Origin of the sequence: Flavobacterium turcicum (genome assembly GCF_011365745.1) — a bacterium.
GTDB classification, from domain to species: domain Bacteria; phylum Bacteroidota; class Bacteroidia; order Flavobacteriales; family Flavobacteriaceae; genus Flavobacterium; species Flavobacterium turcicum.
The window spans coordinates 113,978-139,838 of the sequence record NZ_JAAOBY010000009.1; the positions used below are offsets into that span (position 1 = coordinate 113,978).

The 25,861-nt window shown below is 35.0% G+C and carries 18 protein-coding genes; 6 read left to right on the forward strand and 12 right to left on the reverse strand.

Features of this window, described 5'->3' with window-relative positions; translation table 11 throughout:
• The first annotated feature begins 17 nt into the window (after nucleotides 1-17).
• The 4 genes from G9Q29_RS13900 (at nucleotide 18) to G9Q29_RS13915 (ending at nucleotide 3,836) form a co-directional block, all read left to right on the forward strand.
• The gene (locus G9Q29_RS13900) at nucleotides 18-815 is read left to right on the forward strand and encodes a hypothetical protein (RefSeq protein ID WP_166138697.1); all 798 of its coding nucleotides are present in this window, start codon (nucleotides 18-20) and stop codon (nucleotides 813-815) included.
• Nucleotides 816-1,043: 228 nt separating this feature from the next.
• Nucleotides 1,044-1,367: a hypothetical protein gene (locus G9Q29_RS13905; protein WP_166138700.1), complete on the forward strand. Its 324-nt coding sequence runs from the start codon at nucleotides 1,044-1,046 to the stop codon at nucleotides 1,365-1,367.
• A gap of 150 nt (nucleotides 1,368-1,517) precedes the next feature.
• Nucleotides 1,518-2,381 (forward strand): NAD(P)-dependent oxidoreductase, encoded by an 864-nt coding sequence (locus G9Q29_RS13910; protein WP_166138703.1) that lies wholly within the window; start codon nucleotides 1,518-1,520, stop codon nucleotides 2,379-2,381.
• A 321-nt stretch (nucleotides 2,382-2,702) separates the two neighbouring features.
• Nucleotides 2,703-3,836: a hypothetical protein gene (locus tag G9Q29_RS13915; protein WP_166138707.1), complete on the forward strand. Its 1,134-nt coding sequence runs from the start codon at nucleotides 2,703-2,705 to the stop codon at nucleotides 3,834-3,836.
• A 144-nt stretch (nucleotides 3,837-3,980) separates the two neighbouring features.
• Here G9Q29_RS13915 and G9Q29_RS13920 read toward each other — a convergent pair whose 3' ends face one another.
• From G9Q29_RS13920 to G9Q29_RS13950, 7 genes are all read right to left on the reverse strand, one after another.
• Nucleotides 3,981-4,208 (reverse strand): CDGSH iron-sulfur domain-containing protein, encoded by a 228-nt coding sequence (locus tag G9Q29_RS13920; protein WP_166138710.1) that lies wholly within the window; start codon nucleotides 4,206-4,208, stop codon nucleotides 3,981-3,983.
• 144 nt (nucleotides 4,209-4,352) lie between these two features.
• The gene (locus G9Q29_RS13925; protein WP_166138713.1) at nucleotides 4,353-5,501 is read right to left on the reverse strand and encodes a cytochrome-c peroxidase; all 1,149 of its coding nucleotides are present in this window, start codon (nucleotides 5,499-5,501) and stop codon (nucleotides 4,353-4,355) included.
• 18 nt (nucleotides 5,502-5,519) lie between these two features.
• The gene (locus G9Q29_RS13930) at nucleotides 5,520-6,989 is read right to left on the reverse strand and encodes a hypothetical protein (protein ID WP_166138716.1); all 1,470 of its coding nucleotides are present in this window, start codon (nucleotides 6,987-6,989) and stop codon (nucleotides 5,520-5,522) included.
• The gene (locus tag G9Q29_RS13935) at nucleotides 6,976-8,445 is read right to left on the reverse strand and encodes a RagB/SusD family nutrient uptake outer membrane protein (protein WP_166138719.1); all 1,470 of its coding nucleotides are present in this window, start codon (nucleotides 8,443-8,445) and stop codon (nucleotides 6,976-6,978) included. Before G9Q29_RS13935 ends, G9Q29_RS13930 begins: the two co-directional genes overlap by 14 nt.
• Nucleotides 8,446-8,449: 4 nt before the next feature.
• Nucleotides 8,450-11,800 (reverse strand): SusC/RagA family TonB-linked outer membrane protein, encoded by a 3,351-nt coding sequence (locus G9Q29_RS13940; protein ID WP_166138722.1) that lies wholly within the window; start codon nucleotides 11,798-11,800, stop codon nucleotides 8,450-8,452.
• Nucleotides 11,801-11,830: 30 nt separating this feature from the next.
• Complete coding sequence (locus G9Q29_RS13945; protein WP_166138725.1) at nucleotides 11,831-12,946, reverse strand: FecR family protein; 1,116 nt, start codon at nucleotides 12,944-12,946, stop codon at nucleotides 11,831-11,833.
• A gap of 194 nt (nucleotides 12,947-13,140) precedes the next feature.
• Nucleotides 13,141-13,743: an RNA polymerase sigma-70 factor gene (locus tag G9Q29_RS13950; RefSeq protein WP_166138727.1), complete on the reverse strand. Its 603-nt coding sequence runs from the start codon at nucleotides 13,741-13,743 to the stop codon at nucleotides 13,141-13,143.
• A gap of 425 nt (nucleotides 13,744-14,168) precedes the next feature.
• Here G9Q29_RS13950 and G9Q29_RS13955 point away from each other — a divergent pair, with 425 nt between their 5' ends.
• On the forward strand, nucleotides 14,169-15,224 hold the full coding sequence (locus tag G9Q29_RS13955) for a glycosyltransferase family 9 protein (RefSeq protein ID WP_166138730.1): 1,056 nt from the start codon (nucleotides 14,169-14,171) through the stop codon (nucleotides 15,222-15,224).
• Between the two features lie 32 nt (nucleotides 15,225-15,256).
• On the forward strand, nucleotides 15,257-15,709 hold the full coding sequence (locus G9Q29_RS13960) for a VOC family protein (RefSeq protein ID WP_166138734.1): 453 nt from the start codon (nucleotides 15,257-15,259) through the stop codon (nucleotides 15,707-15,709).
• A 41-nt stretch (nucleotides 15,710-15,750) separates the two neighbouring features.
• On the opposite strand, the gene G9Q29_RS13965 is transcribed toward G9Q29_RS13960, so the two are convergent.
• The 5 genes from G9Q29_RS13965 to G9Q29_RS13985 form a co-directional block, all read right to left on the reverse strand.
• Nucleotides 15,751-17,169 carry a C40 family peptidase gene (locus G9Q29_RS13965; protein WP_166138738.1) on the reverse strand — a complete coding sequence of 473 codons (1,419 nt, stop codon included), beginning with the start codon at nucleotides 17,167-17,169 and terminating at the stop codon, nucleotides 15,751-15,753.
• Between the two features lie 499 nt (nucleotides 17,170-17,668).
• Nucleotides 17,669-19,936 carry an aconitate hydratase gene (locus G9Q29_RS13970; RefSeq protein ID WP_166138743.1) on the reverse strand — a complete coding sequence of 756 codons (2,268 nt, stop codon included), beginning with the start codon at nucleotides 19,934-19,936 and terminating at the stop codon, nucleotides 17,669-17,671.
• A 123-nt stretch (nucleotides 19,937-20,059) separates the two neighbouring features.
• A complete protein-coding gene (locus G9Q29_RS13975) occupies nucleotides 20,060-22,831 on the reverse strand; it encodes a bifunctional aconitate hydratase 2/2-methylisocitrate dehydratase (protein WP_166138746.1) in 2,772 nt (923 codons plus the stop codon).
• 326 nt (nucleotides 22,832-23,157) lie between these two features.
• On the reverse strand, nucleotides 23,158-24,111 hold the full coding sequence (locus G9Q29_RS13980) for an AAA family ATPase (protein WP_166138750.1): 954 nt from the start codon (nucleotides 24,109-24,111) through the stop codon (nucleotides 23,158-23,160).
• Between the two features lie 112 nt (nucleotides 24,112-24,223).
• A complete protein-coding gene (locus G9Q29_RS13985) occupies nucleotides 24,224-25,639 on the reverse strand; it encodes a peptidylprolyl isomerase (RefSeq protein ID WP_166138753.1) in 1,416 nt (471 codons plus the stop codon).
• Nucleotides 25,640-25,861 lie beyond the last annotated feature (222 nt).

Here is a 25,861-nt window from a genome sequence, read left to right on the forward strand (position 1 = left end):
ATAGAAAATTAGAAAGTATGAATAAAATTAGAATTTCATTTTTGGTTTTGACAATTACACTGTTTGTAGGTTGTGATTTTATAAAAGATAGTTTCACTTTTAAAGATAAGACAAAAGAATTTGTGGAAACCTTAATGAAAAAGGACTATGACAAATGTGTTTCTCAAATGGCTTTGGAAAGTGAAATAGGTAAACAAACAAATGTTGATACTTTAAAATTGGGATTAGATCAATTTCGAGGTTTAATAGAACGAAACTTTGGCAATAAGTTTGAATTTTCACTGATGAAATCTGAAAAAAAGCGTTCAACAATAGAAAGTGAAAACACACCTCCAAATACCACCCTTGCATTAATCGAATTTACAAATGAAAAAGAATTTGGAGTTTTTCAAGTTTTATTTGATCACAATTCAAAAAAGATAATCAACATAAACACACTTGATGTAAAAGAACCTATTCCGAATATGGTAGTCTTTTGGCTATTTGGCTTTTTTCCATTATTAATTTTACTTTTCAATATTTATGTAATTAGAAAAATTAAGAAAAGTTCATTATCAAAAAAATGGTTAAAATATCTAGCAATAATATTTTTTAATTTACCTACAATTAAATATTCTGCTGTCGAAGGTCTTTCTTATAAAATACTGAATTTTCAATTTTTTGGTCTAAGTTTTAGTTTTATGGGATTTCTTGGTTCAGTCTGGACTTTTGGAATTCCAATAGGTGGAATTTATTGGTTATGGAAACTGAAACAACATAAAATCGATGAAGAATTTAATACTGAAATAGTAGAAAACAACTCTTTAACTGAATAAAATGCACAGGCAACAACACCTTTGAAAATAGATTTGTACAATCAACTAATCGGGAAGCTGGTTTTTTCAATGAGTATTTATTTAATTCGAAAATAAAGTGCTTTAAAATTAAGAAAAACTGATCGCGACTATTTGCAAAGCGATGATAATAAAACCATTTACATATATTCGAAGCGATTGAATAGCGATTAATCCATATAAAACAAGTATTGCTCAAACCAACAGAAAATGAAATACGCTGAATTTACTATTGAAAATAATAAAATAGAATTCTTTAACAACTTTTTAGGGATAGAAAAAGTACTACTCAACGGAAGGAATATTTCGAGTAAATTTTCTTTTTTAGGTGCCGTACATCCTATAAAACTGCAGGATAGAAATTTAGTTTTAAAAGTCAGATACGCACTAGGAAGTATCAAAATGCAATTGATGGAAAATGAACTATTACTTGAAGAACAATCTGCTAAAATTAGTATCAAACAAAGGATTTTTTGGTCTTTGATTGGAGTTGGAATCGGCTTTTTGTTGGCAAGGCTGACGAGTTATTTGTAAGTTTTAAACCAAGACAACTTCTTCCTTAATGTTCTATCAATAAAATGGTTTTGTTACCAAAATTAAACCGTATTTTAGTGTTGTTTTCTAGAGGTTTTTAAAACTTTAAAACCAGAGAGAAAACCAATCATTTTTTTGAATAAGAACACTATGAAAAACATACAATTAGGATGGGTTGGTCTCGGCAATATGGGAAACCCAATGGTACTTAACTTACTCCAAGCAGGATTTGAAATATCAGTCTTTAACCGCACCAAAGACAAAGAAACGCCATTGCTTGACGCAGGAGCAAAATCAGCGAGCAGTTTACAAGAACTAATAGCAACCTGTGACATAGTTCTAACCATGTTATCCAATGACGCAGCAGTAAAAGAAGTTTTTGAAAGTCCAACGGGTTTATTATCGAAAGCTAATTCTGGGAAAACCATTATCAATATGAGTACGGTTGCTCCGGAAACTTCTCGTTATCTAAATACCATTTGCAACCAGCATCACATACAATTTATAGATGCTCCCGTTTCAGGAAGTGTAAAACCTGCAAAAGATGGTACACTCGTCATTTTGGTGGGTGCTACTCCAAAAAATTTCGAAATTGCAAAACCAATATTTGATGTTTTGGGTAAAATTGCCATTCATGTAGGAGAACCTGGCGTAGCAAGTTCAGCTAAATTAGCTATCAATTACCTCTTAGGATTAAATCTTCAAGGAATAGCCGAAACGGTTTTATTTGCAGAGAAAAACGGAGTCAGTAAAGAAGACATGCTCAACATTATCAATCAAGGTGCTTGTGGCAACGGCATCACAAATATCAAAACACCTTCTATTTTAAATGATTCCTATCCAGCGGCATTTGCGTTGAAACACTTGGTTAAAGATTTAGGCTTGGCTAAAGCTGCAGGATTAGATTCGCCACTTATTCATCCATTGTATGACAGTTACGCATCAGCCGAAAAAGAAGGATTGGGCGACCAAGATGTAATGGCGATTATAAGTAGCTTGAGAAAACCCCAATAGTTGAACTTGAAATAATAATGCTTTAGCGAGAAGTTACCAAACAAATTACAACTTCACTTCAAATATCAAACACTCTGGAATTTTATTCTAAAAAACCTTTTTTCCGAACTTTCTGCTTGTTGTGAGCACACAAATTATCAATCAAAAAATACAAAATACTCAACTATAACACGATACAAATAATATTGTACACTATTTAGGATTAATTATTCGGTTTTTATTTAAGCGTAAAGTTCTTTTGATTATATTGGAGAAAGAAAATTAAGACGTGCTTCTTAATTAACACTACATAAAAGTAAAATATAAAAACCGTTGTTAAGAATGGAATCAAAAATTGACAGATTAGAAGAGCTCATTTCCTATCAAATTTTGGATACTTTACCAGAAATGGAATTGAATGAACTCTCTGAAATGGCTGCTTTAATTTTTGATGTGCCTGTTGCCTTAATCAGTTTTATTGACGAAGATCGCCAATGGTTTAAAGTTCACAAAGGATTGGATTTAACCGAAACTAAAAAAGAAGATTCTTTTTGTCAACACCTCATCAGTGGAACTATAGAAAATTTAATTGTTGAAGATGCTTTAAATGATCCGCTTTTTTGTGATAATCCTTTGGTAAATAACGATCCCAATATTCGCTTTTACGCAGGTGCGCCCCTGACTACTCCGTCAGGAAATGTTCTTGGAAGCTTTTGCATTATTGATCATAAACCGAGACAAATAACTCCTGATCAAATCAAGGTTTTAAACATTTTGGCAAAAAAAACAATGGATTGCCTGAATCTTCGAAAAGTGCTTTTGGATCAAAAAAATGAAATACAAACCAATGCAGAGCGCTTAAAAAAATTAACAGACAGTGTTCCAGACGGAATTTTTCAATTAAAAATGAATCCAGAAGGTGCTTTGATTTTTGAATTCATTAGTGAGGGTATGATTGAATTACACCCTTCAGTCACCATGCAACAATGGCTAGACACTCCCGAAATTGGTTTTACATTAATATGTCCGGATGACTTAGATGATTTTAAAATAAAATTAATGGACTCATTCAACAATTTGTCTTTTTTAAATATTGAGTATCGCGTAAAACATGAAACAGAATACCGTTGGCATTCTATGAAGGGAAATCCAGAACGATTGCCTGATGGAAGTGTCGTTTGGTATGGTAGTTTTCACAATATCAACAATCGAGTTGAATACGAGTTAGCTATGGATCAAATTGTATTTGACATATCACATGTATTACGACGCCCAATTACAACACTTATGGCTTTAAATAACTTGATCGAAAACGAAAAAAATATAAGTCATGAAACACTTATAGAATATGTGACTTATATCAAGAAAGTATCAGAAGAAATGGAAATATTTACGCAAAACCTGAGTGCAATTTACCAAAGAAAAAAAGAGTTAATTACGAACAAAAGTGGCAGAATTAAACCATATAGCAAATAAAATAAACTACCGACAATCATTTTTATTTTTTATGAAACGATGAACTAAGCTATTTAAGATATATTGCACTATTGATTATAAAAACAAAAGCTACCTAATAACTCGGTAGCTTTTGTTTTATATTCTAAAACTGGCAACTTTTTTCTATTTTGTTTTCACAGGTGGCAGATCAAACGCTGCTGGCTCATGCTCAAAACCATTACGATGCGCACCATCACAAAAAGGTTTGTTGGCAGATAAACCACAACGACAAAGACCCAATGCCGTTCTACCCTCTAAACCGTAGGTTTGACCGTTGCAATCAGTAATTTCAAAATCGCCTTCAATTTTTATAGAACCATTTTTGTTGATGGTTAATTTAGTAGTACTCATACTTGATATTATTATTTTTAGAGCGCAAAGGTTAAAAATTTATTCAAGTACCAACTCGCCAAAACTATTTTTTATGCTTTTGATTTATTATTTACATTAATTCTAATTTGACACTGACACCCATTGCTTTAAAATCATAGTTTTTTACTCAGGCATCGTAGGTGTAATAATACGACTATTAGGCGAACTTAAAGTTTCTATAAAAGCTAAGAGAGCATTGATTTCGGTACGATTTAAGTTTAATTTTTTAAGAATTGGAGAATTTACTGGTAACAGGGAGTCACGAGCAGTTCCTAAATACTTTGCCTGAACAGGTGATGGGTTGCCTAAATTGTAAAATTCGACTACATCAAGTAAACTTGGGAAATGGCCATTATGCATCCATGGTTTAGTATTGGCTACTTCGCGTAAAGTTGGCGTTCTAAATTTACCTAAATCCTGCTTATTTTTAGTAACATTGTATCTTCCAAAATCTTCATTAACGGTACCAAACAAGGTTTGGCCATCATTGTGAAATTGATTGTCGCTGAAGTAAGGTGTATTGTGGCAATTGATACATTGCGCTTTAGTTCTAAACAAATGCAATCCTAAAACTTGCTCGTCAGAAAAGGCATCGGCTTTTCCGGTTACAAATTTATCAAACTTACTTTTTGGACTTTTAATAGTTCGCTCAAAGGTAGCAATGGCGTATTGTATGCGCTTTAGAGTGATTTCAGAGTCGCCAAATGCACTTTCAAATAATTTTTTGTATCCTTTTACAGCGGCAATCTTATCGACTGCAATAGTCAGCTTTTCGTTCATTTCTAAAGGATCAGAGATGGGAAATTGTGCTTGATCTTCTAAGCTATTAGCACGACCATCCCAAAAAAGTGATGTAGCATATCCTGAATTTAAAATAGTCATAGCATTTCGTTTGCCAGTTTGTCTGTTATGACCAAAGGAACGCGTTAAATTATCAGTCCAGCCCAACTCTGGATTATGGCAGGAGGCACAAGCAATTTGTCCGCTAATTGACAACCTTGGATCAAAAAACAAGGTCTTTCCTAAAGATGCTTTTTCCTTAGAATAGGGGTTGTAGTCCGGAAACGGAACTTCTGGCAAAGGACCTATATCTTTAAAATTTGCAGGATCAACATTTCGATCTAAGGTTGGTTTAGGCCATAAAGCAGGATTTCCACTGCTATATAATTGTCTTAAATCTTCAATAGGAATATAAGGGTTGTCATCATATGATTGATATGCTGATAGCCCAAGTAGAGCTAACAAAGCGACTGTTATATATTTAATTTTCATGTTTTTTAAATCTTAAAATTACAAACTAATTTCTTTTAAACAACTTGCAGCTATAGGCGCAGGTCTTGGATAAACTCGGTTATTATAAATTTTGTATTGTGAAGTCACCGTACCTCCAAAAAGGGTCGTATTGGTTGCTTTTAAATCAAAAGAAATCTCAAAAAGACCACTACTTATTTCTGTATAGGTACCACCACCCGAAATGCCGATACTATAACTTTTACCATTTGTACCTGCAATTGTAATGTATTGCGGAATGACTAAAACAGTTCCTCTAGTTTTACTATTTCCGCCTTCAGGAAAAAACTCTAAGGCTGAAGCGATATTAAAACCAGGAGAATTCGCCGCCGAAATACTTTCATTAGAGAACCATCGCTTTAGACCAAACGAATTGGTTGTATTAGTTCCAGTCGTAACATTAAACCCAATTTTAAAAGCGTGATGGTAAATATCATCTGCAGGATTAGGCGTACCTCTGTCACTGAATAAAATTGCATTTTCAGAACCAGCTGGTACTACCACTGGAAAAGTAAAAGCATTAAAACTTTGCCAAGCACAAACGCCTGCTCTATCAAACCAATTTTCACCATAGGTTAAGTAAAATGGATTCGAAAGGTCATAAAATTTAGCGGCTGTATTGGCAGTAACATCTCTAATTGATTTGATGGGTTTAACGATTTGCAAAATCGAATTACCAGTAGGACTATAAGCTGCAGTAGTTGCTAATTCTATATCTGATTGATAGTACACATCATTGTTCTTTATGTTCTCTAAAAGCGTCAATCGGTATGAAATAGAGCTTCTGTTTGCAGCAAGCGCTTCACGCGTAATTTTGTAGTTGAATCCGTTTAATGTCTTGAACATACTAGCTTCATCGATTTCAGAAGGAATAAATCCGTTGGGGAAATTAACTTTAAACACAACCTCTTCACCCACATTCCCTTGTAATTCTATTCGATTCACAGGAAAACTGTATGTTGTTTTTATATCTTCAAGGTTGACCTCTAAAGCATTATTTGGTGCTAATAAATTCAAATTTCCGATAGTTATTGATGGATCTGAACTTGATTCTAGTTTTAAAGTAATTTTTTGCTTTTCATTCCACCTTTTGTCGAAAGATACAAAAACAGTATCCGTTAACTGATTTCCAGAAAAAGAAAGCTGGTCTTTGGGAATCAGACTAAAAGTAGCCGCATCACCATTAGTTATTACGCTGTAAGTTACAAAAACAGGTTTAGCTAAAGTTGCCGAAGTCAGTGATACAGGTATTTTAAGCGTTTTTACTGATGTGTTTTTATAACTGCTCACAGGCACTAACGCACTGTTTTTTGCAGGAAACTCTAACGAAGCATTGTTGCTGTTTACCAATAAATTGAATCGTACGAAGGGAGGAACGCTATTGGCATCTAAATTATAATCATCCTTTGAACACGCGCTAAAAACACAAAGAATGAGAGAGACGAACACTATAATTTTAGTATGTTTCATTTTGCTGTAAGTTTGCGTTAAGGTTAATATTTTTTTGTGGTATTGGTAAAACAAATTTTGGAGATGGAAAATCGAGATTACATGTAGTTGCTAAACAACCATCCGTACGAACAATACTCTTTCTTTTACGGGCTAAATCAAAAAACAAATGCCCTTCAAAACAGAGTTCTTTACGCCGCTCTAGTAACAATGCATCTTCAAGATTTTCAGTAGCGGTAAGCAAAGTTGCTTTGGCACGAGATCTAATAGTGTTGATATCAGCAATGGCACCCGATCGATTACCTAATGCAAGCGCAGCTTCGGCACGGATCAAATACACTTCACTCAGTCTGAAAGCAGAATATCCTGGATTGTCCTGAAGTTTTTTGGTAAAATAATAATTTACATTTACAAATACGCCGTTTAATAAGGTAGGTAGAGGTTTTTCTAAAAACAATTGCCTACGAATATCAGCAGTTTCGTATAAGTTTCTCAAATCTTGCGAAGCCACATATTTGTTGTAGTTTGTTGGTGAAAAATACCCAAAATAACTGGATAAGGAACCTCCTACTTCTCCACCACTATCTCTAGGAATTGAAAATTCTAATAGATTTTCTGTTAAAGGTGCGTTGGTTTGCTCCCATTGTGCCACATAATTTTCAGATGAAACCAAACTAATGCCCGAAGATTGAATTACATCATTTGCTACATCAAAAGCGTTTTGCCAATTGTTTTGAGAAAGGTAAACGCGAGCCATTAATGCTTTTGTATTGATTGCGTTAAAATAAGAATTAGTAGGTCCTGCTAAACTAGGCGCATTAGAAAAATTATCTAAAGCAGCATTCAAATCTGCTACAATTTTGAGATAGGTATTGGCCAGCGTTTCTCTTTTAGGATATTGAATTCCTTTCGATAAACTTGCTGTGCTATATACTACACCCAATTGATCTGCTCCGGTTCCGGAAATAGGTTGCGAGTATACCAAAGTCAGTAAAAAATGAGCGTAGGCTCTTATAGCCAAGGCTTCGGCTTTGATTTGATTTTTTTCTATTGCAGTCGCATCAGTTAATTGGTCTACATTTTCAAGAATCAAATTAACCTGATTCACAACCGCATAACTGGCATCATAAAAAGGTGTGAAATTACTTTCTAAAGCTTGATCCTGAAAAGAATATACGTTTTCAACATTAATAGGAACTGTAATTTGCCCGCGATTACTGCCCGATATTGTTGGTGTAAATTTTAAGTTACCACCTTGTAAATCAGCGTAAACCGCAAAGCGTTCTCCCCTTACATTTTCTTCGAGTTTGCCATAGGTTCCATTGAGAGCAACCAGCATTCCGTTTTTGGTACTCAATTGTTCTGCAATAGAGGTTTGAGAGCCTGGTTCTTGCTCTAAAAATTCACTACAACTTTGCACTGACAGAACAACAAGTAGCACAAAAAGGTATTTTAAAAATAGTTTTGAATGATTCATGTTGTTAAAATTTAGTGTTAAATCCTAAAGAAATTGTTCGAGCTTGTGGATACGTAAAGCTAAATTCCCGCACTCCGTTGCGGCCTGCTGGACTTTTTTGCTTGTACCAATAAGCCACATTTGATACATCAATAAAAACAGAAAGAGCATCGAGCAATTTTGTTTGCATTGGAACATTATAGCTTAAATTGATATTACTAATTCGAATATTGGTATTATCATATAAAAATTTACTCAAATTCGGGATCAAAGTGGCGTTGCTTATTACCAAAGGTTGTAATGCCACATCACCCTGATTGCGCCAATAATCATATGCGTTTACAGATAAATTTCTATTCGAAGTAATGTTGTATTTTGAAATCAAACTGTTATCTACCAATATCGCTCCTCCAATTTCAAAAGCTCCTCTAATAGATAAAGTCAAATTATCTTTAATCACAAAGGTATTGCTGAAACCTCCAAAAGCATCTGGTTGATTATCGCCAATAGGAACCCAATCTGCAGGACCAAATAAGCTCGTGTAGGTTGCCGCATCATAAATTTGGCCATTTTTTTCTAACAAATCCCTTCCGGTGGCAGCATCAACGCCTGCGTATTTAATACCCCAAATGGTTGAGGTACTAAATCCTATTTTTTGCGCCAGCGCTACCTCAGATGTTGAAAAATCACTTCCCAATCCAATTAACTTTGTGACCTTGTTTTTTACTGTTGAAATATTAAATGAGGTAGTCCATTTAAAATCCTTCGATTGCCACCATTTTACTCGCGTGCTAAACTCGACACCCTTGTTGTACATACTTGCTGCATTTAGCTGTAAGGAAGTATAACCAGTTTCGGTAGGAATATCTCGGCTGGTAATTAAATCTGTAATATTATCGTAATAAAATTCGAGACTTGTTTCTACACGGTTCAAAAAATTAAAGTCGATTCCAGCGTTGAATTTTGTGTTTTTTTCCCAGCTTAAATTTCCATTCGGTGCCGCACTTGGAACTGCACCATTGCCTCCATTGTAATCGATTAGGTTTATGGTATACAAACCTTTAGAACGATACGAACCAATTCTGGAATTACCTGTAGTCCCGTAACTGACTTTTAATTTAAGTAAATCAATTTTGTTTTGCGCATTCATGAAATTTTCATTAGAAACAATCCAACTCAAACCTGCACCTCCATTTAAAGCTACATTGGTATCGTCACCAAAAACAGAACTCTCGTCTCTTCTAAAATTTCCTAAAAAATAATATCGTTTTTTATAATTGTAATTGAGTTGAGAAAAAAACGAGACTCTTGAATTGTAACTGATGTCCTCTCTATAAACCTGAGTGGCAAGTCGTTCATCTACAGTTGTTAAAGGGTCATCATCTCTAAGTGCGTTGTTAACATCATTAATTTCGCTTGAATTTACGAAACCACGTCCAGATGCATAGCCGAAATTAGCCTTTTCACTAGACAATTCGAATCCTAAAACTCCATCAATAGTATGGTTTTGATTGATGGCTTTGTTAAAAAGAGCCTGTCCTTGCCAATTCCATTTTGTTCCATTTCTTTCATTAATGAGTCTGCGTCCCCAGTTAGGATATTGGATGCCATTTAGCACAAATGTACCATTACTTTGCCCGCTTTCATTGGCACCTGAAAAATAGCGGTCTTGTTCTTTATCTTTGTAATCAAGTCCAAATAAGGTAGAAAAACTTATAAACTGGTTCAATGTGTATGATGCGCTAGCACTACCTAAAATACCATAGCTGTTCGTAACATTTTTGTTTTGTTCAATAGCAGCCAAAGGATTACTTAGACCAACTACGCCAATAGTTGAAAAGGAGCCGTCTGGATTGTTGGGAGCAATTGTAGGCACAAAAGCGTAGCTGTAGTAAATATTTGGCGCGTCTTTCTGAATATAACTAGGGTTCAGAGACAAACTAAAATCAAATTTATTCGCTCGGTAACCTATGTTGATCCCTGCATTATATTGCTTTGTAGAATTCCCTTTTTGAGGCTCGTCAATTTCTAGGTAACTCAAACTAGTTCGATAGGAAAGCTTGGAATTGGCACCAGAAACATTGAAATTGTATTTGTTATAAATACCCGCAACATTTAGCAAATCAAACCAATTGGTATTAATGCCATTATAAGGAACGGGTACATAATTGGTTTGACTGTTTTTAAGATATTCATTTCGTAAATCAGTGTATTGAGAACCGCTCAAATATTCAATTTGATTAATCGCAGATGAAATACCCAATTGATTAGAAAAACCAAATTTCGTTTTGCCTTTTTTTCCTTTTTTAGTTGTGATTAAAATAACTCCATTTGCACCATCGGCACCGTAAATACTAACTGCTGCCGCATCCTTCAAGATAGTCAAACTCTCAATGTTTTCGGGTGAAATTTGCGCCAACGGATTGGATAAGTTTTCTGAGAAAGCACCATTGGCATCAAAAAACTGATTGTCAATACCTACTTCTTCGCTTATAATTACACCATCAACAATGATAAGTGGTTGTGTCGAAGTACCTAGATTTGAATTTGATAAAGAACTCAAACTACCCTGACCACGAATATTTATTTTAACTGGCCCACCAATTCCTGAGGTATTTTCGATTAAAACACCTGCAATTTGACCCACAACCATTTTATCAATACTTTCTGAAGCTTGTTCAACTGCAATGTCTTTAGCTGTTAACGTAGCAATACTTCCAACAACTTCTTCCTTCATTTTTTTGGTACCATAAGAAGATGTGATTACCACCTGCTCTAATTCATCAGTAACTTGCTGCATAGAGAATACGAAATCTACTGTATTCCCTACTCGTTGCGCTTGCACTTTCATTCCAAGGTATGAAACTTCTAAAACAATGTTCGGGATATCGTTGCCTTTTAGTAAATAGACAAAGCGTCCGTTACTGTCACTGATCACACCAGCCGAAGTCCCTTTCATCAAAATAGTTGCTCCTGGAATGGGCGATTTGTCTTTAGCATCTAGTACAATTCCTTTAATAAATCGTTCTTTTTCCTGCGCAGGTTCTTGTGTATCATTACTAACTAAGAGGATTTGTTCTTTTTGTATAAAAAACGTAATTTTTTTATCCTTAAAAACACGATTGAGAACCTCTTCAAGTGGACTATTTTTGACTTTGATTGATACTTTTTGACTTCCATCAATTTTACTAGCGTTAAACACCACTCGGTAATTTGTTTCTTGTTCGAGTAATTTAATAAACTCTCGCAATGGTACATCCTTGCACTCAAGGGTAATGTTTTTGTTTTTGGTTTGAGCAAAAGTTTGCAAACTCAGGAGAAATATCCCGCAGCTTAATAGTAACTTATGCCAAAAGGGATTAAGTGTAATGGTCATTTAGTTGTTGTTTTTGGGTTTATAATTGGGTTAGTTAGTAATGGTAATTGTACGATTGTTTACAGTGTATTTAAATGGAGTATCAAGCTGTAATAAATTCAAAATATCTTGAGGTTTGGCATCTTTTAACTTAATGGTACCAGTAAATTTTTGTTTGTCTAAATTATTGTTGGAGTTTATTATGCGCACATCGAAGGTGCGTTCTATTGTCTTGCATATACTTACAAAGGAACTTTCTTTTAAAATTAATTCGCCATTCATCCAAGCGGTGTAAACTGATACATCCACCGAACGACTTTGATGAGTATTGGTTACTAAATCCCAGTTTACCAATTGTCCTACTGACATCATTGTACTGTTATTTGCGTTACCATTTTGGATTAACTGTACACTTCCTTCGGTTAAAACCGTTTGCATAGATGATTCGTCAGGATAGGCAGATACATTGAATTTTGTTCCTAGAACAGCCACGCTAACACTGTTGGTGGTCACAATAAAAGGTCGAGATTTATCCTTTGTTACGTCAAAAAAAGCTTCTCCAGTTAAAAAAACAGTTCGTTTTCCTTTGACATCAAATTGCTGAGGATATCGTAAGCTTGTACCAGCATTAAGATGTACCGACGTTCCATCGGACAAGATTACTTTAAATGTTTTCCCGTAAGGAACTTTTAAAGTATGGTAACTAACAGCAGCTGTGGTGGTAGATTTAGGATACACAATTTCATCTTTTTGTTGCACTGCAATTGCATTCCCTGCTTTATTAGTTACGTTTTTAGACTCATTTCCCGAAACAGCGGTTATCTCACCAGTTTCAAGCTCTAAAACTACTTCATTAGTTGGTTTGGCAATTGCATTATCTTCCCACACTACTGATTTTCCTAATGTAAAAAACAAAAGAAAAATAGCAGCATATCTCAAAAATAATCTTTGGTATTGCTTGCGCCTGATTTTTCTTTGAAGGACAATGAAATCATTATGCAAGCTCGTGTTTGACAAAGCAATGTTATCTGTTAACAAGCATGCTTTTTTAAGAGCGAAGAATTCTTTTTTGTTATTTTCGGAAGATTCAATCCATTTGAAAACTTCAAGAACTTCCTCTTCAGATGCCTCGTTGTTTAGGTATTTGTATAATAATGTTGAAATCATAATTGAAAAAAAATTAAAATTCTAGTTTTAAAAAAAGGAATAACACCTTCACATACCTAAGAATCATTAAACTGTTTTTGTTAAAAAAGTAGATTTTACAAGCATAAAAACCACAAAAAATCAACAAAATCACAATTGCTTATAGTAAGTACACGTTACAAGGAGAAAACCCTACTCTAATTTTTAATTTTTTTTTAACTATTTAGTAAAGTGATGATAATAAATGAAGGTAAATAATCCGATAGTTGTTCTTTTAAAATCTTTAAGGCCTTTGTCATGTGGGCTTCAACTGCTTTTTGCGATACGCCCATAGCTAAGGCTATTTCTTCATTTTTTTTGTTTTCAAAACGTTTTTGCAGATATACTTGTTTTGTTTTTTCAGGAAGAGATTCAATTATTGTATTGATTCGAAGTTCTAATTCGGAGATTTCAACCGAATGAAAATCAATTTCATTCAAAATTTGAGTATTGAGAGCTCGTTCTTTTTGATTGAGTAAATCGTTTTTGAATCTATCCTTAACTTTATTATGGCGGATATGGTTGAGACAAATTGACTTGGCATAAGTGTATAAAAACGAGAGAATGCCATTTTCTGAATCAATTTTATCTTTATTGATCCATAGTTTCAAGAAGACTTCTTGCGTTACATTTTTGGCTTCGTCTTGATCGTACAAAAATTGAATACTGAACCCTAGCAATCGATTGTAATAGGCATTGAAATAAAAATTAAAAGCGCTTTCATCACCATCCTTAAAAGATTTGAAAGTTTTACATTTATTTTTATCTAACTCCTCCATATTAAAAACAACGCTTCCAATCCAAAATAATAGTTGTACCTAATTACGATACTGAGTTGTAAATCACGTTCCCGCAAAAATACTTAAAATATGTTTTAGAAAAATAATTATTTAGAATAATTATACATTAGCATGGGAATTCAAATAAAACTGTAAAAACTAATTCAATAATAAGTGTTTAGACTTGCTAGGTATGACTTAATAAATAATCGAAATTTAATGCAATGACAATTAATAAAAATCTAAAATTCTTTTTACTGACTTCAGGGCTTTATACAGAAACAATAAATAATAGGCATACTCTTGTTTACAGAAATAAAATTTTAAATTTACCCCATATTAAAAATAAAACTGAAATAGGCTGACACTATCCTAGCAGCAGAATTTGATAAAACCAAACTCAAAGCAGACAATTACATAAAAAGATGAGCACTTTAAAAAAAATAAATATTTACCGCCGAATTTTAACCAAGAGTTTAACCAAAAATATTGGAACTTCTGCACAAAAATTTGTCGTTGATCCGAATCAAAAAATAGAAATCAAAAGAGTATTAATCTCTAGGCCCAATCATCGACTAGGTAATTTATTGTTGATAACGCCACTGGTACAAGAGGTGCAAGCTACTTTTCCGGATTGTAAAATTGACTTATTTGTAAAAGGTGGTTTAGCTCCTATCGTTTTCGAAAATTATCAAAACATAGAAACAATAATTGAACTTCCAAAAAAACCTTTCAAAGATTTGATTGCTTACTTTAAAGTGTGGACAACCATCAAAAAAGGAAATTACGACATTGTGATTAATGTGGATAAAAATTCTTCGTCTGGACGTTTATCTGCGCAATTTGCTAACGCTAAATATAAATTTTTTGGAGAAGAAGATACTACATTAGCGCAAAAGCACTCTGATTATTGCCATATTGCCAAATATCCAGTTTATGAATTCAGAAACTTTTTAACGCAATTGAATTTTCCCGAAAATCAACAAGAAGTACCTCCTTTAAACTTAAAACTAAGTACAAATGAATTGGAACAAGGTAAAAATACCGTTGCCAAAATAGTAGGGACCACTAGCAAAACGATTGCCATTTTTACTTATGCCACAGACGATAAATGTTATGCCACAACTTGGTGGGAACCATTTTACGCTCGTTTGCTTAGTGAATTTCCTGATTACGCCATTCTTGAAGTATTGCCAGTAGAAAATGTTTCTCAAATTGGTTTTGCTGCACCTACTTTTTACAGCAAGGACATTCGAGAAATTGGAGCTGTAATTGCCAACACAGCAATTTTTATTGGAGCTGATAGCGGTATCATGCATTTGTCAAGTGCTTCACTTACGCCTACAATTGGACTTTTTTCTAGAGACAATATAGAAACATATAAACCTTATGACAACAACAGTGTAGCCATAAATACCAACCAGGGAAATCTTGATGATTGGATGGCCATTGTACGCCGAACTTTACAATCTAAGTCATAAAGTAAACCAACAATTAAACAGAAAAGCGACCCATGAAACTAAAATTCCTGTTACTTATCGTATTAGTGCAAAGCAGCTATAGCATTAGCGCTCAGCAAAAAGAAAATTTCAGCCTTCAACTGGATCACATGGCACTTTCTGTGAAAAATTTGGACAATTCAGTACAGTTTTATAAAAACGTTTTACAACTTCAAGAGATAACCAATAAAACCCAAAAAGAAGGAATCCGCTGGATGTCGTTAGGCGAAGGAAAAGAATTGCATTTGGTATCGACTATAAAAGATCCTGTACAAATTAACAAAGCGATACATCTTGCTTTTAAAGTGCAAGACTTTGAAAATTTAATTAAAAAACTAAATCAATTGCGAATAACTTATTGGGATTGGCCGGGTAAAAAAGATACAATAAGCATTAGAGCTGACGGAGTAAAACAAATTTACATTCAAGATCCAGACGGGTATTGGATTGAATTGAACAGTCTTTAAAAGCAAAAAGCCAAATCATATTTGATTTGGCTTTTTTATTATTATTGAATTACTCTATTGATCTGTGAGAAGTTTTTCTCGTAATATTTCTCTTTTGTCGAAGAAATAATTACACCATTACTTGTTGAGGAATGAATGAATTTAATTTCGCCATCGGTGACCTCAACTACCATCCCAACGTGATTAATTTGCCTGCGGCCATTGGTTTTAAAGAAAATTAAATCTCCTTTTTGAGCTTCCTCAACGCTAACTTGAACTCCAACGGTTGATTGCTCTCTTGAAGTACGAGGTAATTTTATATCAAAAGCACCAAAGGTATTACACATCAATCCTGAACAATCAAACCCTGCTTTTGATGAACCACCCGAGCGGTAACGAACACCGATATTCTCAGAGGCACTCTCGATCAATTGATCTAAAAAATCGTGATTAAAATTAGGTTTAGTTGTGGCATTAAAATCAATTTTGCTATTTTCAATTGCGGCATCATTGATAGAAATAGGAGTGGCTGCAATTGCTTCCCCTTCTGGAATTGTACTTGAAGTGATGTTGAGTTTAAAACCCACCGGTAGTCCATTTTTGATGGCTGGATTTTGGTTTTCTAACTCTTTAACGCTAATACCGTATTGTTTTGCAATAGCGTACTTTGTTTCTTTGGGTAAAACTTCGCGTACTATTGTAATAGCTTCGCTAGTTTTTGTTTCTTGCTTAGAAACAGTTTCAATTGGCTGTTTATTTTCAAGTTTTTTATCATTAGCAACACTATTTAATGTTGTTGGAACTGCCGAGGCAAGAACGACACTACTATTTGGACTGACTGGAATTATAACTTTTTGTCCCACTTTGAGAGCCTTCACACCCAAAGTAGGATTGGCTTTGTCGAATTCTTTGATTGTAATTCCGTATTTCTTGGTAATCGAATATTTAGTTTCTTTAGGTAATACTTCCCATTCAAAAGATTCTCCAGCAGGGATTGCTTCTGTTTTGGTAGTTTCTTCTTTGGTTACAAAATCTGATTTTGCTGTTGCAATCGCGCTACTTTCAATTGCTTTGGCTGATGCGGGAACATTGATTTTTTGACCAATTTGCAACTCGGTACTGGCCAATAAAGGATTTACTTCTTTTAAATCATTAACTGTAATACCGTATAATTTTGCAATTGCGTAAAAGGATTGTTTAGCTTGTACCTCGTGCTCTTTGGTCACGATTGTGGTTGTTTTTTTATTTTTTTGAGGAAGTACCTGCGGTTCGTGAGTTGGGATTATTAAAACCGAATTTAGTTTTAAAAGTTTTTTAGCACTTGGATTTAGTTTAAAAATAGCGCTTTGTTTTACATCGTACTTTTCTGCAATACTAGAAATGGTTTCTCCTTTTACGATGGTATGCTTGATGGTTTTTTCTTGAGCAAAGGCAAGAAAACAATTAAAAAACAACACAATTAATACTATCCGTGAACTCATATACTTTATTTCAATTTAGCTCTCTAAGCTGCAACGATACGAGTGCTACGTGCTACTGAACGTTTTCGTTTATCACGACAGCATGTTTTACTGGGTGCAACTGCTTTTGGAGACTTTAAAATTTCGAAAAAGCTAATTTAAGTGATTTAATCAAAAAACAGGTCGCTTTTCTAAATTTTAACGTTGAAAAATGAAACTTTAACCCTTTTTTTTGAATTTCATTCTAGAAATACTGGCTTCGCGAGATAGTTACATTTTAATAAAATGATAAAAAATATAATTCTTGAGACAAGCAATTTTCACTAGCCACGATAGCAGCGGACCTCTTTTGCAACTCAAGTGCTATTTTTTCTGGGAACAAAGAGCGACTAAAGGAAGCTCCTTTTGTAACTTAGAAAAAAAGCACTTGAGTAAAAAAAGGGAAGCGAATAGCGGGAAATAGCTCCTAAAAAAAAACTCCCAAGTTTCCTTGAGAGTTATTGTTTGTGTTCAAAATTATTTAAGCATTGCCAGCTGCTGCGATTAAATTGAGCGCTGATCCCGCAACAAACCACCCGATTTGACCTTCGTTGTAGGTGTGATTTGCCAGTATGTAATCCGTGGTTCCGTCATTGTGAACGAAAGCTAGCGTAAGCGGTTTACCCGGCGCAAAATCAATCAAGTCGATAAAATTGATGGTATCATCTTCTTGGATTTTGTCATAATCAGCCTCTGAGGCAAAAGTAAGCGCTAACATTCCTTGTTTTTTCAGGTTGGTTTCATGAATACGCGCGAACGATTTCACTAAAACTGCTTTTACGCCTAAAAAACGAGGCTCCATGGCGGCATGCTCTCTTGAACTTCCTTCACCATAATTGTGATCACCCACGACAATAGATGGAATTCCGGCTGCTTTGTATGCTCTTGCCACTGCAGGGACAGCATCGTATTGACCAGTAATTTGATTTTTAACCGAATTTGCTTTTTGATTGTACGCATTGATCGCACCAATAAGCATGTTGTTTGAAATGTTATCCAAATGCCCTCTGAAACGCAACCAAGGTCCGGCCATAGAGATGTGATCAGTAGTACATTTACCAAAAGCTTTAATTAATAGCTTAGCTCCAGTAATATTTTGTTTGTCCCAAGGTTCAAACGGTTCCAAAAGTTGCAAACGCTCTGAAGTTGGAGAAACCGCCACCGCAATACCACTTCCATCTGCAGCTGGCGCTTGAAAACCTGGATCTTCGGCATCAAATCCTTTGGATGGCAATTCGTCGCCAAATGGAGCGTCAAGACGTACTTCTTCACCATTTTCGTTGATAAGCGTATCGGTTAAAGGATTAAAGCTCAAATCACCTGCTATGGCCAAAGCGGTTACCAACTCAGGCGATCCAACAAAAGCTAAGGTATTTGGATTTCCATCGGCGCGTTTTGAGAAATTTCTGTTGAAGGAATGGACGATGGTATTGCGTTCCTCTTTCTCAGCTCCTTCTCTATCCCACATCCCGATGCAAGGTCCGCAGGCATTAGCAAAAACAGTTGCTCCCATGGCGTCAAAAGTATCAATGAAACCATCGCGCTCTATGGTGTAGCGCACCAACTCAGATCCTGGAGTAATGGTAAATTCTGATTTAATTTTTAAATTTTTATCCGTTACTTGTTTCGCAATTGAAGCTGCGCGTGCAATATCTTCGTACGACGAATTGGTGCAAGAACCAATTAAACCAACTTCAATTTTGAGCGGCCAATTGTTTTTGATGGCCTCTTCTTTCATTTTAGAAATCGGAGTAGCCAAATCAGGCGTAAAAGGTCCGTTAAGATGTGGCTCTAATTCGTCTAAATTAATTTCGATTACTTGATCAAAATATTTTTCAGGATCTGCGTAGACTTCAGGATCTCCGGTTAAGTACGGCGCAATAGCATCTGCGGCAGCGGCCACGTCAGCACGATCAGTAGCACGCAAGTATTTAGCCATTGATTCATCATAGCCAAAAGTAGACGTCGTCGCACCAATTTCGGCACCCATGTTACATATCGTTCCTTTACCCGTGCAAGACATTGCAACGGCGCCTTCGCCAAAATATTCTACAATGGCTCCGGTTCCTCCTTTTACGGTAAGAATACCTGCTACTTTTAAAATCACATCTTTTGGTGCTGTCCAACCTGATAATTTACCGGTTAATTTCACACCAATTAATTTAGGAAACTTTAGTTCCCATGCCATTCCTGACATTACATCAACTGCATCGGCGCCACCCACTCCAATGGCTACCATTCCTAAACCACCAGCATTTACGGTATGCGAATCGGTACCAATCATTAATCCGCCAGGAAAAGCATAATTTTCCAACACTACTTGATGGATTATTCCTGCTCCCGGTTTCCAGAAACCAATACCATATTTATTTGAAACCGATGATAAAAAATCAAAAACCTCATTACTTTGAGTTTTAGCTCGAGCCAAATCGGTTGCAGCATCTACTTTAGCTTGAATCAAGTGATCACAATGCACGGTTGTTGGAACAGTAACAGTTTTTTTTCCTGCATGCATAAATTGCAATAAAGCCATTTGAGCAGTAGCATCTTGGCAGGCTACGCGGTCTGGTGCAAAGTCAACATAATCCTCTCCTCGCCTGAATGGCTTTTCGGGCATTTTATCCCAAAGATGATTGTATAAAATTTTCTCTGTCAGGGTAAGCGGACGCCCCACTAATTCACGTGCTTGATCTACTCGTGCAGGCATTGAAGCATACACTTTTTTGATCATTTCGATATCAAATGCCATAGAATTTGTATTTAGTGATTATTGTTTCAGTTATTGAACCTACAAGTTACGAAAAAATCAGAGCAAAAAAAAGCCTGAGCGATTACACTCAGGCTTTTGAAAGGAAATTAACAAAAATTTACCTTATTTTACTAATAATTTATGAGACGGTGCGAATTGCGTTAAGTTGATTCCGTCAACAGCAGTTTTATACTCTTCGATAGTAGGTGTTCTTCCTAAAATAGTAGATAAAACAACTACTGGCGTAGAAGAAAGTAAAGATTCTCCTTTTTTACCGTCGGTATCTTCAACCACACGACCTTGGAATAAACGAGTTGATGTTGCCATAACCGTATCTCCTTTTGACGCTTTTTCTTGGTTACCCATACACAAGTTACAACCGGGACGCTCTAGGTATAACATGTTTTCGTACTCGGTACGCGCTGCAGCTTTTGGTGCGTTGTCATCAAACTCAAAACCAGAGTATTTTTGTAATACTTCCCAATCACCTTCTGCTTTTAATTCATCCACAATATTATATGTAGGCGGCGCAACAACTAATGGTGCTTTGAACTCTACTTTACCGTTTTGTGCTTCTACATTTTTAAGCATTTGTGCCAATATTTTCATATCGCCTTTGTGAACCATACAAGATCCTACAAACCCAAGATCAACTTGTTTGGTTCCGCCATAAAACGAAAGTGGTCTGATTGTATCGTGAGTATAACGCTTAGAAACATCAGCATTGTTTACATCTGGATCCGCAATCATTGGCTCAGCAACAATATCCAAATCAATAACTACCTCAGCATAATATTTAGCATTAGCGTCAGGAGTTAAAGCTGGTTTTTCACCCGACTGAATTTCAGCAATTCTTTTGTTTGCGATATCGATCAAACCTTTAAGCACTTGCTTTTGGTTGTCCATACCTTTATCAATCATAATTTGAATTCTACCTTTTGCAATTTCTAAAGATTCAATTAAAGTAGCATCTTCAGAAATACAGATAGAAGCTTTTGCTTTCATTTCAGCAGTCCAATCGGTAAACGTAAAAGCTTGATCTGCAGTTAATGTTCCAATGTGTACTTCGATAATACGACCTTGAAAAACATTTTCGCCACCAAACTGTTGTAACATTTGCGATTGTGTAGCATGTACCACATCACGGAAATCCATGTAGTTCTTCATGTTTCCTTTAAAAGTCACTTTTACAGATTCTGGAATTGGCATAGATGCCTCACCTGTTGCTAATGCTAATGCTACAGTTCCTGAATCGGCACCAAAAGCAACACCTTTTGACATTCTAGTATGTGAATCTCCACCAATAATGATAGCCCATTCATCAACAGTAATGTCATTTAAAACCTTGTGAATTACGTCGGTCATGGCGTGGTATTCTCCTTTTGGATCACGAGCTGTAATTAAACCAAAATCATTCATGAATTTCATCAGTCTTGGAATATTCGCCTTCGATTTATTATCCCAAACCGAAGCTGTATGACATCCTGATTGGTAAGCACCATCTACAATTGGAGAAATTACTGTAGCTGCCATCGACTCTAATTCTTGTGCAGTCATCAAACCAGTAGTATCTTGAGATCCTACGATGTTTACTGTTACACGAACATCTGAACCAGCATGTAATATTTTACCAGGAGTAGCTCCTACTGCGTTTTTATTGAATATTTTTTCTACTGCTGTTAAACCTTGTCCTTCTACAGAAACTTCTTTTGAAGGTGCAAAAACTGGAACCGTTGCGATTCCTAATGTTTTAGAAGCAAAAGTTTGTAATTTTTTACCAAAAACAATAGCGTAGGAACCACCTGCTTTGATAAATTCCATTTTTTGAGGTGTGAAAGCTTTCGAAATATCGATCAACTCTTCACCGTCTTTGTATAATTTTTTGGTTTTAGTATTGATAGTCAAAACCGTTCCAGTTGCTACAGAATATGCTTCTTCAAGAATTGGATCACCACTTTCATTACGAAGTACTTCACCGTTTGCATCTGTTTTTTTAACCCAGTTTTTCAAATCCAAACCGATTCCACCAGTTACATCAACTGTCGTTAAGAAGATTGGAGAAATACCATTTGTTCCCGCCACAATTGGAGCAATGTTGATGAATGGTACGTATGGACTAGCTTGTTTTCCTGCCCAAAGTGCTACGTTGTTCACACCAGACATTCTAGAAGAACCTACACCCATAGTACCTTTTTCAGCAATAAGCATCACACTTTTGTCTGGATGTTGCGCTTTTAAAGCTTCAATTCCTTGTTGTGCTTCTGGCGAAATGAAACATTTACCGTGTAACTCACGATCAGAACGCGAGTGCGCTTGATTTCCAGGCGACAATAAATCAGTTGAAATATCACCTTCGCCAGCAATGAACGTCACTACTTGAATTTCTTCAGCAACTTCAGGAAGTTTCGTAAAAAATTCCGCTTTAGCATAACTTTCTAAAATAGAAGTCGCAATTGCGTTGCCTTCTTTGTAAGCTGCTTCTAAACGATCTGTATCTGCTTCATACAAATACACTTGTGTTTTTAAAACTTCGGCTGCAGCCAAAGCTTTTTCGGCATCGTCACCCAAAGCAATATCTAATAGAACTTTGATTGAAGGACCACCTTTCATGTGTGATAACAACTCTAATGCAAATGCTGGGGTAATTTCAGCAACTACTTCAGTACCTAAAATAATTTCTTTTAAGAACGCGGCTTTTTGAGCTGCTGCAGGTGTTGTTCCTGGCACTACATTGTAAATAAAGAACTGAAGAGACGCTTCACGATGTGCATTCGCTGTGTCTTTAATTTGAGAGATGATTTCGCTAATTAAGTCTGCACCATCAATTGGCTTTGGATGAAGTCCCTGCCCTTTTCTGTCTTCGATTTCTTGTAGATAATCGTTATATAAACTCATAATTGGAATGTTTTTCTATGTTTACAACTTTTACTTTGAGCAAATCAGAGACAAAAGCAGAAACTATTTATTTATCTAGCAAATTTAGTAGATTAAGATGAAATTTAAAAAAATATAATGAAAGTGACCATTTGAAAAAATACTATTAGTAAATACTGAAATCAAATGCTTTAAAATAAGAATAAAATAAAATATTAACATATTTGTGCTATATCCTCAAGAAACAAAACACTTTTTAATTATTTCGTAAAAACAAAAAATACCAATTTCAAGAAAACGTTGTAGTTCGTCTTAAAATTGGTAATTAAAAATAGAATTTCTTGTCTTTAAAACAACTTTGTAATGATCATTTCCTCTGTAATTCCCTCCGCATCGGCTTTGTAATTTTTAATAATTCTGTGACGTAAAATTCCAATAGCTACTGCTTTTACATCTTCGATATCTGGAGAAAATTTACCATGAAAAACGGCATGAGTTTTCGCTGCTAAAATCAAGTTTTGCGATGCACGTGGTCCTGCACCCCAATCTAAATAATTTTTCACAAATTCAGTTGCCAAATTATTATCAGGACGCGTTTTACTAACCAAAGTCACAGCATATTCAATCACATTATCAGCAACCGGAATACGACGAATTAATTGTTGGAAATCGATAATTTCTTGAGCGGTAAACAAAGGATCGACTACTGCTTTTAAATCGGCGGTAGTTTGTTTTACAACTTGTACTTCCTCTTGAAAACTAGGATATTCTAATTTAATAGAAAACATAAAACGATCTAGTTGCGCTTCGGGCAAAGGATAAGTACCTTCTTGCTCAATTGGGTTTTGGGTTGCCAATACGAAATAAGGCAAAGCAAGTTTGTAATTGGCTCCTGCTATAGTTACCGAGCGCTCCTGCATGGCTTCGAGCAAAGCTGCCTGAGTTTTAGGCGGTGTTCTATTAATCTCGTCAGCGAGAATTATGTTTGAAAAAATAGGTCCTTTGATGAATTTGAATTGACGATTTTCATCTAAAATTTCGCTTCCCAAAATATCCGACGGCATCAAATCTGGTGTAAATTGAATACGTTTAAAATCTAACCCCAAGGCTTGCGCTAATGTATTTACCAATAATGTTTTTGCTAAACCCGGAACACCTACAAGCAAAGCGTGACCACCACTAAAAACGCACAATAAAATTTGTTCTACAACGGCATCTTGCCCAACGATAATTTTGGCGATTTCTTTTTTTAAATCATTTCTTTTTTGAACTAAATTTTGAACTGCAGCTACGTCTGACATGTATAAAGTATTTTTAAATGAAAAAGAGTTAGTTTTTATGAAAACATAAAACTAACTCTTTTTATTAATTTATCGAAAAAAATATGAAACTTCTCAATCAGAAAATAAGCGCTTATTTTTTTAACCAATTATTAGTGAAAGTACAATCTCTGTATTCCCCAACAATTTTTATGTAAGTTTCTTTAATTTTCTCATCAAACCATTTACCAATAGCGGTTATACGTTTTTTGTTTAACGCTAACTCTTTAATTTTTATGTAATCTTTGGCATAATCAGCAGCATGCTCATCAATACGATTGGTAACTGTTATGATTTTAAATTTCTTTTTACCTTGATCATCTTGATCTAAAATTGGTGCTGAAATTTCGTTGGTTTTTAAATTGGAAACCTGACTATAAAAAGATGGATCCATCTTGGTCAACTCAAAACGAGTATCCTGAGTTTGAGGATTTATTAGCGCTCCACCATTTGCTCTAGTCTGTTTTTCATCAGATAAACTTCTTGCAGCTTCTGCAAATGTAATTTCTTTAGCTTCGATTCTCTTTTTGATAAGTGCAATTTTTTCTTTAGCTTCTTTCAAAGAAGTTTCAGTTACAGTTGGTGCTAACAAAATATGACGTAATTCTACCTCTTGCCCTTTTATTTTCTCTATGTATATTATATGAAAACCAAATTCTGTTTCAAAAGGGGCTGATATTTCACCCTCAGCTAAACTAAAAGCAACTTCTTTAAATTCTTTTACAAAAGGAGTTTTACGATTCATCTTGTAATAACCACCATTAGCTCTTGAGCCTGGATCTTGAGAGTATAAAACCGCTTTTGTAGAAAAACTAGAACCCTCTTGAATTTCCTTCTTAAACTCATTTAATCTATCAATAACCTTCTGTTTGTCTTCTTGTGAAACCTTTGGTTCCACCACAATTTGCGCTACTTCCAACTCCACTCCAAATGATGGTAAATCTTCTTTTGGAATATCTTTAAAATAATTGCGTACTTCTTCAGGTGTAATTTCTACAGCATCAACAATCTTTTTGGTCATTTCAGAAGTTAACTTACCTTCTTTCAAAATATCTGCAAAATAAGTTCTAAAATCTTCTTCAGAGTCTTTTTTATAGTACTGAATTACCTTTTCCATCGAGCCGATTTGACTTACAAGGTAGGTCAATCTTTCCTCCAACATTCCTTTCACTTCTGCATCTGAGACAATAATACTATCTTGTACAGCTTGGTGTGCATATAATTTATCTTCGAGTAATTTACCTAACATTTGACATCTGGTAATATCCTTTACAGAACCACCGTTAGCAGCAATTTCTAGATATGACTTATCAATATCTGAATCTAAAATGATGTAATCACCTACGGTAGCAATAACTCCGTCTACTTTTAGCTTTCCTTTTGAAGGCGCTTTTTTAACTGGAGCAGCAACAGAATCGATAATAATCTCTTGTGCATTGGCCTGAGTACTTACAAAAAAGAGACAAACTAAAGTAAGTAACAAGACACTTTTGCTAGTGATAAATTTCATTTTAATGGTAGTATTAATTGATGTAATAATTTTATAATTAAGCTTTTAGTTTCGCTATTGCAATACTAAATAAATGAAGCGGCTGGCAAATATACACTTTCAAAAATAACTTCAAATATAAAGTCAAAATTGTATGCAACTGCTTAATCAGTTCAAGCGAACAAAAATAGCAATTCATTGACACAAAACAAGTTTCATTGGTACTATTAACAAAAAATTATA